Here is a 16234-nt window from a genome sequence, read left to right as displayed (position 1 = left end):
CCAGGGGCATAACCCTGGCGCCGAACAAAACCTCCAGGGCCTCGATAAGGCCCACATGGTTTCAAGGGGAGCATCAAAATGATCAAACGCAATCTGCTGGTTATGGGCCTTGCCGTGCTACTGAGCGCTTGCGGCTTCCAGCTGCGCGGCACCGGCACCACCGACCTGACGCTCAAGGAACTGGACGTCACCGCACGCAACTCCTACGGAGAAACGGTGCAACAGCTGCGCCAGGTCCTGGAAAACAGTGGCGTCAAAGTCTATACAGGCGCGGCTTATAAACTGAACCTGGCGGATGAAAAAGAAGAGCAGCGCAACCTCAGCTACGCGAGTGCCGGGCGTGCTTCGGACATTGAGCTGAGCACCACGCTCTTCTACGAAATCCAGGGCCATGACAACCTGCCGCTGATGGGCGACAAGATCCAGGTACAGAAAGTCGTGAGCCACGACGGCAACAACCTGGTGGGTTCGGATTCCGAAACCATCCAGGTGCGCAAGGAAATGCGTCGTGAACTGGTGCAGCGCATGGTTCTGCGCCTGCAACAGATCACCCCGGAAAAACTGGATCAACTGCAGCAAACGGCAGACAACAAAGCCAAGGCAGATGCCGATGCGCTGAAAGCTGCGCAAGAGTATGAAAACAGCCAGCCTAAACAGTCGCCTGTCGAAGTCCCTGCCGAGTAAGCCAGACGGGGCGCCCCAGGCGCCCCGTTCGCCCTGCCTATGAAACTTGCCCCCGCCCAACTCGCCAAGCACCTGCAAGGCAACCTCGCGCCCGTCTACATCGTCAGCGGTGATGACCCACTGCTGTGCCAGGAGGCTGCGGACGCGATTCGCACCGCCGCCCGCCAAAAGGGCTTCGATGAACGCCAGGTATTCAGCGCAGACGCCAGTTTCGACTGGGGCACGCTGCTGCAAGCCGGGGCGAGCATGTCGCTGTTCGCCGAAAAACGCCTGCTGGAACTGCGCCTGCCTTCGGGCAAGCCCGGCGATAAAGGCGCGGCAGCCTTGATGGAATACTGCGCACGCCCTGCCGAAGACACGCTGCTGCTGATCAGCCTGCCCAAGCTTGATGGCAGCGCGCAGAAGACCAAGTGGGGCAAGGCGCTGGTGGAAGGCGGCCAGACGCAGTTCATACAGATCTGGCCAGTGGACAGCAGCCAGCTGCCGCAGTGGATTCGTCAGCGCCTGTCGCAATCCGGGCTGACTGCCAGCCAGGACGCGGTGGAGCTGATCGCTGCGCGGGTGGAAGGCAACCTGTTGGCGGCCGCCCAGGAAATCGAAAAGCTCAAGCTGATGGCTGAAGGCGGCCAGATCACCGTCGAAACCGTACAAGGCGCCGTGGCTGACAGCGCGCGCTTTGACGTATTTGGCCTGGTGGACGCGATCCTCAACGGCGAACCCGCCCACGCCTTGCGCATGCTCGAAGGGCTGCGCGGCGAAGGCGTCGAGCCCCCGGTGATTCTCTGGGCCCTGGCCCGGGAATTACGCCTGCTGGCCAATATTGCCCTGCAATACAGCCAGGGCATCCCGCTGGACAAGGCTTTCAGCCAGGCCCGGCCACCGGTGTGGGACAAGCGCAAACCGCTGATCAGCAAAGCCCTGCAACGGCACTCGGCGCAACGCTGGGCGCAATTGCTGCTCGAGGCCCAGCGCATTGACGCGCAGATCAAGGGCCAGGCGGCTGGATCGCCCTGGATGAGCTTGAGTCGTTTGTCACTTTTGATGTCAGGACAGCGCTTGGCGCTGCCTGCTGAATAGTCCTACGACTCGCTGGGCTGGACAGAATGCAAACTTCGGCCGATGATTCGCACCGCATCATCAACCCGCCAAAGAGTACCCATCATGAGCAAAAAGCCATCCAAGCATGGCCCCAACAAGGCCAAATCCATCATCGCCCAGCCGTTGTTCCGCAGTCGCCAGGAACGAGCCGGCAAAGGCAAAGGCAGCTACCGCCGCGAAGCCTTCCAGTCTAATAGCTGGGAGGCTTCTTACTTTCTGGCTGCCTGAAGGCAAGCGCCCCTCTGGCATGATAAGGTCTGTACCTGATTCGTACTCCCTGGACCTGTGCATGCCCTCTAGTCTTTCCCGTCGTTGGCACCTTCGCCAACTGATCGCTGCCTCCAGCCTCATTCTGTTAGTCGCCTGCGCGGAAAAACCCACCGCCGCCGATGCTCAACCCCTGCCCCCGCTCCAGACTGCACCGGTAGCCGCACCTGCCGTCGTTGCGCCACTGGCGGTGGACAACCTTGATATCCAGCCGACCCAGACCTTTGCCGAATGGCAGGCAGGCTTTCGCGTAGAAGCCCTGAAGGCCGGTATCACGCCACAGGTTTTCGACACGGCCTTTGCCAATGTCGTACCCGACATGGCGGTGATTCGTGCCGACCGCAGCCAGCCGGAGTTTTCCCGCCCGGTGTGGGAATACCTCGACGGCGCCCTGTCGCCGCTGCGTGTACGTAATGGCCAGGCACTGCTGGTGAAATACGCCGACATTCTGCAACGCATCGAAGATCGTTATGGCGTCGACCGCCAGGCGCTGGTCTCGGTGTGGGGCATGGAGAGTAACTTCGGCCAGTTCCAGGGCAACAATTCGGTGATCCGCTCCCTGGCGACCCTGGCGTATGAAGGCCGTCGCCCGGCGTTCGCCCACGCCCAACTGCTGGCGGCGCTGCAAATCATCCAGCATGGCGACATCGCGGCTGACCAGATGAAAGGCTCCTGGGCCGGCGCCATGGGCCAGACCCAGTTCATCCCGACCACCTACAACACCCACGCCGTGGACTTCGACGGCGACGGTCGCCGCGATATCTGGAACAGCCCGGCCGACGCCCTCGCCTCCACCGCGCACTACCTGCAAAGCTCCGGCTGGCAGAAAGGCCAGCCGTGGGGTTTTGAGGTGCAGCAACTGCCGTTGAACTTCGATTATGCCCTGGCCGACGGCAGCGTGCGCAAGACCGTTGGCGAATGGCTGAAGCTCGGGATCCAGGTGCCGCCTGGCGCCAGCGTGCCGGCCAATGTGGACCAGCTTTCTGCCGCCCTGCTGCTGCCCGCCGGCTATCGTGGCCCGGCGTTCCTGGTGCTGGATAACTTCCGCGCGATCCTCAAGTACAACAACTCGTCGTCCTATGCGTTGGCGGTTGGTTTGCTGTCGGAACGGTTCGGTGGCGGTGGCGTGATTCGTGGGAGCTGGCCGAAAGATGAGCTGCCGTTGAGCCGCTCACAACGGATTGATTTGCAAACAGCACTCAGCGCCCAGGGTTACGATGCCGGCAACCCGGACGGGATCATCGGCGCCAACACCCGCAAGGCGATTCGTGCAGCGCAGCAGTCGCTGGGCTGGCCGGCGGATGGTTATCCGACGGTGAAGTTGCTGGAGTCGCTGCAAAGCCGATAGATCGGCGCATGGCGACTACCGCATTCGCGAGCAAGCCCGCTCCCACATTTCGATCGCATTCCTTCAGGAAGTACACGGTCAAAATGTGGGAGCGGGCTTGCTCGCGAAGAGGCCTTCAGCGGCAATACAAGGGTCAGGCCTTAAACACCACATCCTGCTCCAACACCAACCGCCTCTCCCCCGCATCCAGCCGCACCCTCGCGCCCATCGGCAAGGTCAGGTTCGGATTGCAGTGCCCACTGCGCCAGCCGGACAGTACCGGAATGCACAACGGCTCAAAGGTCTGTTTCAGCAAGCGCTCAAGCGCGAGGCTATCAACCCCAGCCACATCCCCCACCACCACACCCGCCACCTGAGCCAACTTGCCGGCCAGGCGCAAATGCGTGAGTAGCCGGTCGATTCGGTACAGCGGCTCGTTAATGTCCTCGATAAACAGAATGATGCCCTCGGCCTCAATCTCGTACGCCGTGCCCATCACCGCCGCGATCATCGATAGATTGCCGCCCAACAACCGCCCGCAGGCGATGCCTGGCTCGACGGTGGTCAGCGGATAGGCCACCGGGTGAGTCAGCTGGCTACCGGCCTTCACTTGCCCGCGCAGCATGCTGAACAGCGACGACTCGGTAGGTTGTTGCTTTTCGCCTAACAGGTCAGCGTTGTACATCGGCCCGTGGAAGGTGACGAAACCGGCATAGCGGTTGATCGCCAGGTGTAAGGCGGTGATATCGCTGTAGCCGACAAATGGCTTGGGATTGGCCCGCAGCAGGTCGAAGTCCAGGCAGTCCAGCAGGCGTGGGGTGCCATAGCCGCCGCGCAGGCAAAAAATCGCGTCGATGGACGGGTCGGCGAACGCCCCGTGCAGGTCATTCAGGCGTACGTCATCACTGCCGGCCAGGTAGCCATCACGCTCGCCTACACCTGGGAAAACCCGCAGTGTGTAGCCCCGGGCGCGCATCCATTGCATGGCCTTGTCGATATCCAGCTCGGCCGGCCCGGCAGGGGCAATCAGCCCGATCACGCCTTCGGCGCGCAGCGCAGGTACCGCACAAGTGGTCAATTGAGTCGTCATCCATGGTTCTCCTCGTGTGGATTGCCCAAGGCACTCTAAACAGCAATGGTTGCAAACAGAAGAGGATGACTTAACCGCAACCTGTAGGAGCGAGCTTGCTCGCGAAGGTCGTAAACGATAACGCGCGCATTCTGGATGCGCGCGGTGCTCTTGAGTGCTTCGCGAGCAAGCTCGCTCCTACAGTGAGGGCGAGACTTACGAAACCAGGCTGGCCTTGACCAGTTTCGCCTGCTCGTCGGCGTGGTACGAGGAACGTACCAGCGGGCCGGAAGCGACGTTCTTGAAGCCCATTTTGTAGCCTTCTTCGGCAAACCAGGCAAACACGTCCGGGTGCACGAAGCGCTGTACCGGCAAGTGGCTACGGGATGGCTGCAGGTACTGGCCGAGGGTCAGCATGTCGATGTCGTGTTCGCGCATGCGCTTCATGACTTCGATCACTTCTTCGTCGGTTTCGCCCAGGCCCAGCATCAGGCCGGATTTGGTCGGAATGTGCGGCATCATCTGCTTGAATTTCTGCAGCAGGGTCAGCGACCACTGGTAGTCCGAACCCGGACGCGCAGCCTTGTACAAGCGCGGCACGGTTTCCAGGTTGTGGTTGAACACATCCGGCGGCTCGGCGGCGGTGATTTCCAGCGCTACGTCCATACGGCCACGGTAGTCCGGGACCAGAGTTTCGAGCATCACGTTCGGCGACAGCTTGCGGATCTCGCGGATGCAGTCGGCAAAGTGCTGGGCACCGCCGTCGCGCAGGTCGTCACGGTCTACGGAGGTGATCACGACGTACTTGAGCTTCAGGTCGGCGATGGCGATGGCCAGGCTTTCCGGCTCGTTGACGTCCAGTGGCTTCGGCCGGCCGTGGCCAACGTCGCAGAACGGGCAACGACGGGTGCAGATGTCACCCATGATCATGAAGGTCGCGGTGCCACCGGAGAAGCACTCGCCCAGGTTCGGGCAGGACGCTTCTTCGCACACGCTGTGCAGCTTGTGTTTGCGCAGCAGGGCCTTGATGCGGTCGACTTCCGGCGAAACCGGGATACGCACGCGAATCCAGTCAGGCTTTTTCGGCAGTTCGGTGGTCGGAATGATCTTCACCGGGATGCGTGCAACCTTCTCGGCGCCGCGCAGCTTGACGCCGGCTTCTACCTTGGCACGCGGGGCCGGACGCTCGGTAACATCCAGCGTCGGGATCATGGTTTGCACTGCATCAGTAGTCATAATCAGTCGATTCCGCCCGTTAGGGTCGTCTGCTCAGCATAGTCGAGGTGTTTGACGAGCTGCGCGCGCAGCCGGGCACTTACCTCGGCAAATTCTAGTGGTGTTGCGTGATCACTCAACTGGGTCATCGCCAAACCGGCGTAACCGCAGGGATTGATCCGTCGAAACGGCGCCAGGTCCATGTCCACGTTCAAGGCCAGGCCATGAAAGGAACAGCCGTGGCGAATCCGCAGGCCCAGGGAGGCGATTTTCGCGCCATCGACGTAAACCCCCGGTGCATCCGGCTTGGCCGCCGCGGTCACACCGTAGCTGGCCAACAGTTCGATCAGGCATGACTCCATGCGACTGACCAACTCCCGCACGCCAAAACCCAGCCTGCGCACGTCCAGCAACAGATAAGCCACCAATTGGCCTGGGCCATGGTAAGTCACCTGCCCGCCGCGGTCGACCTGCACCACCGGGATTTCTCCCGGCAGCAGCAAATGCTCGGCCTTGCCGGCCTGGCCCTGGGTGAAAACCGGCGGGTGCTCGACCAGCCAGATCTCATCCGGGGCTTCGGTGCCGCGCTCGTTGGTGAACCGCTGCATGGCGTGCCACACCGGCTCGTATGCCATTTGGCCGAGCTCGCGAAAGCCCAGGGTCTGTGACATCACAACACCATGTGCACGAAGCCGGTAGCCCGCAGTTCGCTGTTGATGTTGTAGAGCTGGTCTTGATCGGTCGCCAGGATATACAGCTGGGTCGTGGTGTACTTACCTGTGCTGCTTTGACGATCAATGGTCTTATCAAGATTGATCTCGGCGTGCTTCAACACGATGGCAATCACCGCGTCTTTGCGGCCCACGCCAGTATCGCTGATCACTTTGATCGGATAGTCCTTTTGAGGGAACTCGATCTTTGGCGCCTGTACTTCTTTATCGGTCATGGCAGAACAGCCTCGTAAGCGGTAAGCCGTGGCGACGGCAAAGCCCCGCGTCAGATCAACGCGGGGCTTTGCAGGTGCACACTATCAGTTGAACAAGCCGTAGAAGAATAGACGGATGCTATCCCACACGCGTCGGAAGATACCACCTTCGTCGACGGCGTCCAGAGCGATCAGGTCGGCGCTGTGCACCACTTTGTCGTCCAGCTTCACTTCGACTTTACCGATGACATCGCCCTTGGCGATCGGTGCGACCAGTTGCGGGTTCATGGTCATGCTGGCAACCAGCTTCTTGAGCTGGCCTTTAGGCATGGTCAGGGTCAGGTCTTCAGCCAGGCCGGCCTTGACTTGATGGGTTGCGCCTTTCCATACAGGGGCTTGAGCCAGCTCGGTGCCTTTCTGGTAGAAGGTCTGAGTTTCGAAGAAACGGAAGCCATAGGTCAGCAGCTTCTGTGTCTCGGCCGCACGGGCCTGCTCGCTGTTGGTACCGAACACCACGGCAATCAGGCGCTGGCCGTCACGGACAGCGGACGACACCATGCAGTAGCCGGCTTCTTCGGTGTGACCGGTTTTCAGACCATCGACGGTCTTGTCACGCCACAGCAACAGGTTGCGGTTAGGCTGCTTGATGTTGTTCCAGAAGAACTCTTTCTGGGAGTAGATCGCGTAGTGCACCGGGTCGACACGAATGATCGCGCGCGCCAGGATCGCCATGTCGTGAGCCGACGAGTAGTGCTCCGGGTTCGGCAGGCCGGTCGGGTTCATGAAGTGGCTGTTGGTCATGCCCAGGTCGGCCACGGTTTTGTTCATCATGTCGGCGAACGCGTCTTCGCTGCCGGCGATGTGCTCGGCCAGGGCTACGCTGGCGTCGTTACCGGACTGGATGATGATGCCGTGCAGCAGGTCGCTGACAGTCACCTGCGAACCGACCTTGATGAACATCCGCGAACCGCCGGTGCGCCAGGCGTTTTCGCTGACGGTCACTGGATCGTTTTCACCGATCTGGCCGCGACGGATTTCCAGGGTCGCGATGTAGGCGGTCATCAGCTTGGTCAGGCTGGCTGGGGGCAGGCGCTGGTCACCGTTGTTCTCCACCAGCACGTTGCCGCTGGCGGCATCCATGAGGACCCAGGCCTTGGCAGCCAGTTGCGGGGAAGCCGGCACCATTTCAACCGCCCAGGCGGCCGGGGTGATGATCAGCGAAAGAAGCAGGCACGTGCGTTTGGCTAAGGAGGTGATGTTCATCCGTCTCTCGAAATTGCTTATGGAAACTTGCCCTCGCGGGCAAAACTATTCAGACAGCCCGTCGCCAGACTGTCGCGTGTTCGGTTGTACGCCCACCCCTTGCCCCTGGGTTTTTATTGTTCAACGAGCCAACAACCAGGGTTCAAACCCGCATGCGAGCCTGAACCATCAATCCTTTGTATCGCTTATTCGGCGGTGACCACGCTGGGTTGCCCCAGGTTAGCCAGGCGCACGCTGTTCTGCACTTGCGCAACCTCGCTCGGCGAGCCGATAGGGCCCATGCGCACACGGTGCAGGGTCTGCTGGTTACGCACAATAGAGCTGATAAAGACCGGCGCGTTGACCATCCCGCTGAGCTTGGACCTTAACAGCTCTGCCGCGTCGGGGTTGGCGAAAGCGCCGACTTGCAAGTACTGCCCGCCCACGGTAGAAGCCCCCGGAGCTGCACGCGGTACGACGACCGTGTCCGGAGCATGTTGCGCCGGCGGCGGCGTCCACTGTTCGATCTTGCCTGTCGACGCGGTCACTTGCGGTTGCTGGGTTTGCGGCTCGTTAAGCATCAACGGCGCCGGCTTGCCACGCTGGGCCCAGTACTGGGCCGGGTCGATACCTTCAACCTTCACGCGTGCCGTACCGATTTCGGCATACCCGAGTTTCTTCGCGGCAGCGTAGGACAAGTCGATGATCCGGTCCGAATAGAACGGCCCACGGTCATTGACCCGCAGGATCACCGTGCGGTTGTTGTCCAGGTTGGTCACGCGTACATAGCTGGGCAGCGGCAGGGTCTTGTGCGCCGCGCTCATGCCGTAGAGGTCATACACTTCGCCGTTGGCGGTGTTCTGGCCATGGAACTTGGTCCCGTACCAGGACGCCGTACCCGATTGCACGTAGGTCTTCGATTCTTGCAGCGGGAAGTAGTTTTTGCCCAATACGGTGTAGGGGTTGGCCTTGTAAGGGCCGGTGTGCAGGGTCGGCGTGGCATCCGGGATCTTCGACACATCCACATCCCACCACGGCGCGCCGTCTTTGTGGGCGCGGTTGATGTCCAGCCCAGGTTGGGAGCGGACGGCAGTGCCACTGGCTTTTTGCACCGGTGCACGGCTGGTAGAGCAACTGACCACCAATAACGACAATGCGGCGTAAGCCACCAGCTTCAGGGGTTTGTACATCGGTGATACCGGCATTACTTGACGCCCCGTGCTTGGACCAGCATGTCTGACAGCTGATGCACGGCCATGGCGTACATCACACTGCGGTTATAACGCGTGATTGCGTAGAAATTCTTCAGGCCCATCCAATATTCCGGGCCGTTCTCGCCTTCGAGGCGGAACGCCGTCACCGGCATATCATCGCGTGGCGCATTCTGACTCGACCAGCCCAGCGCCCGCAACTCCCCCACCGTCTTGACGGGCTCGATACCCTGGGTCAGGCCTTCGTCGGCGCGATCGCCCGTAACATCGGCACGGATCACCACCGGCTCGCCGGCTACCCATCCATGACGCTTGAAGTAGCTGGCAACGCTGCCGATGGCGTCATCGGGGTTGCTCCAGATATTGATATGGCCGTCGCCGTCAAAGTCCACGGCATAGGCGCGAAAGCTGCTCGGCATGAACTGCGGCAAGCCCATGGCCCCGGCGTAAGAGCCCTTGAGGGTCAACGGGTCGACCTGCTCTTCACGGGCCAACAACAGGAACTCGCGCAGTTCCTTGCGGAAGAATTCGGCGCGCGGCGGGTAATCGAAGCCCAGGGTCGACAAGGCGTCGATCACCCGGTAGCTGCCGGTGTTGCGGCCGTAAAAGGTTTCGATGCCGATGATGGCCACGATCACTTGGGCCGGCACCCCGTATTCCTGCTCGGCGCGGGCCAGCACGGCTTCGTGTTGGCGCCAGAAGTCCACGCCACGCGCCACACGGGCGTCGGTCAGGAACATCGGGCGATATTCCTTCCACTGCTTCACGCGTTCGGCGGGCCGGGAAATGGCGTCGAGGATTGCCTGCTTGCGCTGGGCCTCGCGGAACACGCCCATCAGTTGCTCACCGGCGAAACCATAGTCACGGGTCATCTCACCGACAAATTCGGCGACCTGGGGCGAGCCGTCGTAGTCGCCGGCCTGCGCTTCCTGCACAGCGGCTCCCAGCAGGCCCAACAGGCCCATCCAGGACACGTGCCGAGCCGCCCAGCCGCGCATTACTTGCATTGACATCTTCACCTTATTCAAACCTGTGCGATCCACTTACGATGGGTATGGATCGACATCAAAACCCCAAACGCTGACATCAATGTCACCAGCGAAGTTCCGCCGTAGCTAATGAACGGCAACGGCACCCCAACCACCGGCAACAGGCCACTGACCATACCGATGTTGACGAAAACGTAAACAAAAAACGTCATGGTGAGGCTGCCGGCGAGCAATTTGCCGAACAGCGTTTGCGCCTGGGCGGTAATCACCAGGCCGCGGCCGATCAGCAGCAAGTAAATCAGCAACAGTGCGCAGATGCCCACCAGGCCGAACTCCTCGCCCATCACCGCGATAATAAAGTCGGTGTGGCTTTCCGGCAAAAAGTCCAGGTGCGACTGGGTGCCCAACAGCCAACCCTTGCCGAACACACCGCCGGAACCGATGGCGGCCTTGGACTGGATGATGTTCCAGCCGGTGCCCAGCGGATCGCTCTCCGGGTCGAGGAACGTGAGGATTCGCTGCTTCTGATAGTCGTGCATGAAGAAGAACCACATGGCCACGGCCACCGGCACGGCGGCGGCCAGCACGCTGAGGATCCAGCGCCAGCGCAAGCCACCCATGAACAGCACGAACGCGCCGCCCGCGAGGATCAGCAGCGAGGTGCCGAGGTCGGGCTGGCGCACGATCAGGATAAACGGCACGCCAATCAATATCAGGCTGATGCCCACGTGCTTGAGCTGGGGCGGCAATGTGCGTTTTGACAGGTACCAAGCGATGGTCGCCGGCATCAGGATCTTCATGAATTCCGACGGCTGGAAGCGAATCACCCCCGGGATGTTGATCCAGCGGGTCGCCCCCATGGCGTTGTGGCCCATGACATCCACCACCACCAGCAGCAACACACCGGCGACATAACCCAGCGGCACCCAGCGCGCCATGAAGCGCGGCTCCAGCTGGGCGATCACCACCATCGACAACAGGCCCAGGCCAAACGAGGACGCTTGCTTGATCAGCAGGTCCCAGTTTTTGCCACTGGCTGAATACAAAACGAACAGGCTGCCGGCCGCCAGGGTCAGCAGCAGGATCAGCAACGGGCCATCAATGTGCATGCGCTGCAGCAACGTGGCACGACGGCGCATCACATCCTCGCTGGAGAGGATGCGATCAAAATTACTCTTCACGGGCCGTAGCCTCCACGCTTGAAGGGGTGCCGCCATATTCGGGCTTGAGCTTGCCGTCTTCGGTCAACAGCCAGGCATCCATGATTTGACGCACCACCGGAGCGGCCACACCGGAACCGGACTCGCCGTTCTCGACCATCACTGCCACAACGATTTTCGGGTTGTCGGCCGGGGCAAAGCCGACGAACAAGGCGTGGTCACGGTGGCGCTCCTGAACTTTGGAGCGGTCGTATTTCTCGCCCTGCTTGATCGCGACCACCTGGGCCGTACCGCTCTTGCCGGCAATCCGGTATTGCGCGCCGGCTGCCGCTTTACGCGCGGTACCCCGGGCGCCGTGCATCACTTGCTGCATGCCGTGGTTGACCTTGGCCCAGTCGGACGGGTCGCGCAGCACGATATCGGGAATCGGGTTTTCATCCACCGGGCGTTCGCCCTCGATGGTCTTGGCCAGGTGCGGACGGTTCCACACACCCTTGTTGGCCACCAGCGCGGTCGCCTGGGCCAGTTGCAGCGGCGTGGCCTGCATATAGCCCTGGCCGATCCCCAGGATCAGGGTTTCGCCCGGGAACCACGCCTGCCGACGGGTTGCTCGCTTCCACTCGCGGGACGGCATCAGGCCCGGCGATTCTTCGAACATGTCCAGGGAGACTTTCTGACCGAGGCCGAACTTGCCCATGTAGGCCGAGAGCCGATCAATCCCCAGCTTGTGGGCCAGGTCATAGAAGTAGGTGTCGTTGGAACGCATGATCGCCGTGTCCAGGTCCACAAATCCGTCGCCGGTGCGGTTCCAGTTACGGTATTTGTGATCGTAGTTGGGCAGCATGTAGTAGCCGGGGTCGAACACGCGGCTCGACGCCGTGACCACGCCAGAATCCAGGCCGGCAATTGCCACTGCCGGCTTGATGGTCGAGCCCGGTGGATACAGGCCGCGCAGCACGCGGTTAAACAGCGGCCGGTCAATGGAATCGCGCAGCTCGGCGTAGGCCTTGAAGCTGATCCCGGTGACAAACAGGTTCGGGTCAAAACTTGGCTGGCTGACCATCGCCAGCACTTCGCCAGTACTCGGGTCCAGCGCCACCACAGCACCACGGCGACCGCCCAGGGCCATCTCCGCCGCTTCCTGCAACTTGATGTCCAGGCTCAGCACGATGTCCTTGCCGGGCACCGGGTCGGTACGCTTGAGCACCCGCAGCACGCGGCCACGGGCGTTGGTCTCGACTTCCTCGTAACCCACCTGGCCGTGCAGTTCCGGCTCGTAGAAACGCTCGATGCCGGTCTTGCCGATATGGTGGGTGCCGCTGTAGTTGACCGGGTCGAGGGTCTTCAGCTCTTTCTCGTTGATTCGGCCCATGTAGCCGACCGAATGCGCGAAGTGCGCCCCTTGCGGGTAATGCCGCACCAATTGCGCCACCACTTCCACACCCGGCAACCGGAACTGGTTCACCGCGATCCGGGCGATCTGCTCTTCGGTCAGCTCGAACAGGATCGGCACCGGCTCGAACGGCCGGCGCCCCTGCTTCATGCGTTTCTCGAAGATCACCCGGTCTTCCGGCGTCAGTTGCAGCACCTCGACGATCACATCAAGGATCTGCTGCCAGTCGCCGGAACGTTCGCGGGTCATGCTCAGGCTGAAGCTGGGCCGGTTATCCGCGACCACCACGCCATTGCGGTCGAAAATCAGCCCACGGGTCGGAGGAATCGGCTGCACGTGCACCCGGTTGTTTTCCGACAGCGTGGAGTGATAGTCGTACTGGATTACCTGCAGGAAATACAGGCGCGCAATCAGCACCCCCAGCAGTACCACCACCAAAATCGCGCCAAACACCACCCGCGCGCGTACAAGACGTGCGTCTTTCTCGTGGTCCTTGATGCGGATCGGCTGGGTCATCAGGCAGGGCGCAGATTATTTGTGGTAAGGGTGCCCGGACAGAACTGTCCAGGCGCGATACAGCTGTTCACCGATCAGGATTCTTACCAACGGATGCGGCAGTGTCAGGGGCGACAGCGACCAGCGCTGGTCCGCCCGCGCGCACACTTCCGGCGCCAGCCCCTCGGGGCCGCCGACCATGAAGTTGACCGTGCGCGAATCCAGGCGCCAGCGATCCAGCTCCACCGCCAACTGCTCGGTGCTCCAGGGCTTGCCGTGCACTTCGAGGGTCACGATCCGCTCGTTGGGCCCGACCTTGGCCAGCATGGCTTCGCCTTCCTGACGGATAAAGCGGGCCACGTCGGCATTTTTGCCCCGGGTATTGAGCGGTATTTCCACCAGTTCCAGCGCCAATTCGGATGGCAGGCGCTTGGCATATTCATGCCAGCCTTCTTCCACCCACTTGGGCATGCGTGAACCGACAGCGATCAGACGCAGGCGCACAGCCGTTCCTTATTCCTGGTCTTTGTTGAGCTTGTCGAAGTGCGCGTGGCCAACTTCAGGGCTGTGGTGCTTGCCATCAGCGGCACGGCTCTGCTCGGCGCCTATCCACAGACGCTCCAGGTCGTAGAACTGACGGGCGTTGCTGGTCATCATGTGAACGATCACGTCGTCCATGTCCAACAGTACCCAGTCGCTGTCGCCCTTGCCTTCTTCACCCAATGGCTTGACGCCCTGGGCTTTGACCGCTTCGCGAACCTTGTCCAGCATCGCGCCGATCTGGCGGTTGGAGGTACCGGTGGCGATGATCATGAAGTCGGTGATGCTCTGCTTGTCGCGCACGTCCAGGACTTGAATGTCCTGGGCCTTCACGTCTTCCAGGGCAGCCACGGCAACCTTGACCAGCTCTTCGCCGGCCAGCTCAGGGCCGGTGTGGGCTTCTACTGGCAGAGGAGCGCTCTTGAACGTGCCTTTGCGCTTAACTTTGCTTACGTCTTTGTTCGTCATATAAAACTCGTTTTGCTCGTATGTTCGGGCGCTCGCTGCACGAATGTTCGTGCGTTCAAGCGCGCCTTTTCAGTTCGACGCACGGTAAAGCCCGTGCGCATCGATGTAGGCCAGGACCGCGTCAGGCACCAGGAAACGTACCGACTTCCCGCTGGCCAGCAGTTGACGGATCTGGGTGGCAGACACCGCAAGCGGGGTTTGCCAGACGAATGCAATATTCCCGCTCGGCCCGGTCAGGGCCAAAGGGTCACTTACCGACCGCGCTGCCAGCAGGTTGCGCAAGGCATCCGGCGATTCTGCGTCGGCATCCGGGCGTTGCAGCACCAGGATGTGGCAATGCTGGAGCAACTCTTCCCAGCGGTGCCAAGTGGGCAGGCCGCAAAACGCGTCCCAGCCCAAAAGTAGAAATAACTGGTCATCCGCGGCCAACTCGGCCCGCATCAGTTCCAGGGTGTCGACAGTGTAGGACGGTTTGTCGCGTTTGAGTTCGCGGTCGTCCACCACCAGCGGTGCGATGCCGGCCACCGCCAGGCGGACCATCTCCAGGCGCTGCTGCGCAGACACCTGCGGCGTGTCGCGATGGGGCGGCCGGGCATTCGGTGCCAGGCGCAGCTCATCCAGCCCGAGGGCGTCCGCGACTTCCAGTGCACTGCGCAAATGGCCGATGTGCACGGGGTCGAAGGTGCCGCCGAGCAGCCCGATGCGTTTACCCATCAAGTGCGCACATGACCGTCACCGAACACCACGTACTTCTCGCTGGTCAGCCCTTCCAGGCCAACCGGGCCGCGTGCGTGAAGCTTGTCGGTGGAGATACCGATCTCCGCCCCCAGGCCATACTCGAAGCCGTCGGCAAAACGCGTCGAGGCGTTGACCATCACCGAAGCGGAATCCACTTCGTTGAGGAAACGCCGGGCGTCGCTGAAATGCTCGGTGACGATGGCGTCGGTGTGCTTGGAGCCGTATTGGTTGATGTGTTCGATGGCCTGGTCCAGGTCGTCGACGATGCGGATCGACAGGATCGGCGCCGTGTATTCGGTGTACCAGTCTTGCTCGGTGGCTTCGATCACGTCGCTGCCGAGGATCGCCCGGGTACGCTCGCAGCCACGCAGTTCAACGCCCTTGTCACGGTAGATGGCAGCCAGCGGCGGCAGCACGCGATCGGCAATGCCGGCGTGCACCAACAGGGTTTCCATGGTGTTGCACGGGGCGTAGCGGTGGGTCTTGGCGTTGTCGGCGATGCGGATCGCCTTGTCGAGGTCGGCGGCGACGTCGATGAACACGTGGCAGACGCCGTCCAGGTGCTTGATGACCGGCACCTTGGCATCACGGCTCACGCGCTCGATCAGGCTCTTGCCACCACGCGGCACGATCACGTCGACGAATTCAGGCATGGTGATCAGCGCACCAACGGCAGCGCGGTCAGTGGTCTCGACCACTTGCACCACTTCGGCCGGCAGTTCGGCCACGGCCAGGCCCTGCTGAATGCACGCGGCGATGGCACGATTGGAATTGATGGCCTCGGAACCGCCCCGCAGGATGGTGGCGTTGCCGGACTTGAGGCACAGGCTCGCGGCGTCGATGGTCACGTTCGGGCGCGACTCATAGATGATGCCGATCACGCCCAGGGGCACGCGCATCTTGCCCACCTGGATACCCGATGGCAGGTAGCGCATGTCGCGGATTTCACCGATGGGGTCAGGCAGCTTGGCCACCTGACGCAAACCTTCGATCATGTCGTCAATGCGTTCCGGCGTCAGCGCCAGGCGATCCAGCAAGGCAGGCTCCAGACCATTTGCCCGGCCGTTGGCCAGGTCTTGCTCGTTGGCGGCGGTCAGCTCGGAGCGCGAAGCATCCAGAGCGTCGGCAGCCGCCAGCAAGGCGCGGTTCTTCTGCGCCGTGCTCGCACGGGCGATCAACCGCGAGGCCTGACGGGCAGCGCGACCCAGGCGGGTCATGTAGTCAAGAACGGACTCAGTCATGGTCTGGTGGGGTCTTGGCAAAGAGGAAAGCGGCAGATTATAGCTGTGACGCCGTCCCACGGACAGCGGTGAGGGGCGGATGGTCGAAATGAGCTGTAAAAACCCGACGTTCAGCGGGAATTAAGGCTGGAGTTGTTATCATCCTGTCACATTTAGCCGTATTACCTTTGAT

17 protein-coding genes are annotated in these 16234 nt (G+C 61.6%); 4 read left to right on the top strand and 13 right to left on the bottom strand.

Going from position 1 to position 16234, the window contains the following annotated elements; genetic code table 11:
* Positions 1–78 precede the first annotated feature (78 nt).
* The 4 genes from lptE to HBJ59_RS25840 all read left to right on the top strand — a co-directional run bounded on the left by lptE (position 79) and on the right by HBJ59_RS25840 (position 3397).
* Complete coding sequence (lptE, locus tag HBJ59_RS25855; protein ID WP_076014083.1) at positions 79–684, top strand: LPS assembly lipoprotein LptE; 606 nt, start codon at positions 79–81, stop codon at positions 682–684.
* A 39-nt stretch (positions 685–723) separates the two neighbouring features.
* Positions 724–1761 carry a DNA polymerase III subunit delta gene (gene holA, locus HBJ59_RS25850; protein WP_167665201.1) on the top strand — a complete coding sequence of 346 codons (1038 nt, stop codon included), beginning with the start codon at positions 724–726 and terminating at the stop codon, positions 1759–1761.
* A gap of 84 nt (positions 1762–1845) precedes the next feature.
* On the top strand, positions 1846–2010 hold the full coding sequence (gene arfA, locus HBJ59_RS25845) for an alternative ribosome rescue factor ArfA (RefSeq protein WP_003176285.1): 165 nt from the start codon (positions 1846–1848) through the stop codon (positions 2008–2010).
* Positions 2011–2071: 61 nt separating this feature from the next.
* Complete coding sequence (locus HBJ59_RS25840; RefSeq protein ID WP_076014085.1) at positions 2072–3397, top strand: lytic murein transglycosylase; 1326 nt, start codon at positions 2072–2074, stop codon at positions 3395–3397.
* Positions 3398–3530: 133 nt separating this feature from the next.
* Here the strand turns inward: HBJ59_RS25840 and HBJ59_RS25835 are convergent, their stop codons facing one another.
* The 13 genes from HBJ59_RS25835 to HBJ59_RS25775 form a co-directional block, all read right to left on the bottom strand.
* Positions 3531–4466 carry an LD-carboxypeptidase gene (locus HBJ59_RS25835; protein ID WP_167665200.1) on the bottom strand — a complete coding sequence of 312 codons (936 nt, stop codon included), beginning with the start codon at positions 4464–4466 and terminating at the stop codon, positions 3531–3533.
* A gap of 195 nt (positions 4467–4661) precedes the next feature.
* Positions 4662–5681: a lipoyl synthase gene (gene lipA / locus HBJ59_RS25830; protein WP_003215441.1), complete on the bottom strand. Its 1020-nt coding sequence runs from the start codon at positions 5679–5681 to the stop codon at positions 4662–4664.
* 2 nt (positions 5682–5683) lie between these two features.
* A complete protein-coding gene (gene lipB / locus HBJ59_RS25825) occupies positions 5684–6331 on the bottom strand; it encodes a lipoyl(octanoyl) transferase LipB (protein WP_003215439.1) in 648 nt (215 codons plus the stop codon).
* Positions 6331–6606 (bottom strand): DUF493 domain-containing protein, encoded by a 276-nt coding sequence (locus tag HBJ59_RS25820; RefSeq protein WP_076014087.1) that lies wholly within the window; start codon positions 6604–6606, stop codon positions 6331–6333. Before HBJ59_RS25820 ends, lipB begins: the two co-directional genes overlap by 1 nt.
* Positions 6607–6690: 84 nt before the next feature.
* Positions 6691–7848 carry a D-alanyl-D-alanine carboxypeptidase family protein gene (locus tag HBJ59_RS25815; protein WP_167665199.1) on the bottom strand — a complete coding sequence of 386 codons (1158 nt, stop codon included), beginning with the start codon at positions 7846–7848 and terminating at the stop codon, positions 6691–6693.
* 185 nt (positions 7849–8033) lie between these two features.
* Positions 8034–9032, bottom strand: coding sequence for a septal ring lytic transglycosylase RlpA family protein (locus HBJ59_RS25810; protein ID WP_076014089.1), 999 nt, complete (start codon positions 9030–9032; stop codon positions 8034–8036).
* On the bottom strand, positions 9032–10045 hold the full coding sequence (gene mltB / locus HBJ59_RS25805) for a lytic murein transglycosylase B (RefSeq protein WP_063026905.1): 1014 nt from the start codon (positions 10043–10045) through the stop codon (positions 9032–9034). The genes HBJ59_RS25810 and mltB overlap by 1 nt, the downstream gene beginning before the upstream one ends.
* A gap of 17 nt (positions 10046–10062) precedes the next feature.
* Complete coding sequence (gene rodA / locus HBJ59_RS25800) at positions 10063–11166, bottom strand: rod shape-determining protein RodA (RefSeq protein WP_050543221.1); 1104 nt, start codon at positions 11164–11166, stop codon at positions 10063–10065.
* Positions 11167–11197: 31 nt separating this feature from the next.
* Positions 11198–13096, bottom strand: a complete 1899-nt coding sequence (gene mrdA, locus HBJ59_RS25795; protein WP_076014091.1) for a penicillin-binding protein 2 — start codon at positions 13094–13096, stop codon at positions 11198–11200.
* A gap of 15 nt (positions 13097–13111) precedes the next feature.
* A complete protein-coding gene (rlmH, locus tag HBJ59_RS25790; protein ID WP_003185785.1) occupies positions 13112–13579 on the bottom strand; it encodes a 23S rRNA (pseudouridine(1915)-N(3))-methyltransferase RlmH in 468 nt (155 codons plus the stop codon).
* Between the two features lie 9 nt (positions 13580–13588).
* Complete coding sequence (gene rsfS / locus HBJ59_RS25785; RefSeq protein ID WP_167665198.1) at positions 13589–14083, bottom strand: ribosome silencing factor; 495 nt, start codon at positions 14081–14083, stop codon at positions 13589–13591.
* A 69-nt stretch (positions 14084–14152) separates the two neighbouring features.
* Positions 14153–14797 carry a nicotinate-nucleotide adenylyltransferase gene (gene nadD, locus HBJ59_RS25780; protein ID WP_003215431.1) on the bottom strand — a complete coding sequence of 215 codons (645 nt, stop codon included), beginning with the start codon at positions 14795–14797 and terminating at the stop codon, positions 14153–14155.
* Positions 14797–16062 carry a glutamate-5-semialdehyde dehydrogenase gene (locus tag HBJ59_RS25775; protein WP_076014092.1) on the bottom strand — a complete coding sequence of 422 codons (1266 nt, stop codon included), beginning with the start codon at positions 16060–16062 and terminating at the stop codon, positions 14797–14799. The genes nadD and HBJ59_RS25775 overlap by 1 nt, the downstream gene beginning before the upstream one ends.
* Between the last annotated feature and the right edge of the window lie 172 nt (positions 16063–16234).

Source organism: Pseudomonas sp. AN3A02 (assembly GCF_011765255.1).
Lineage (GTDB): Bacteria > Pseudomonadota > Gammaproteobacteria > Pseudomonadales > Pseudomonadaceae > Aquipseudomonas.
This window is presented reverse-complemented; position numbering and strand designations above follow the sequence as displayed.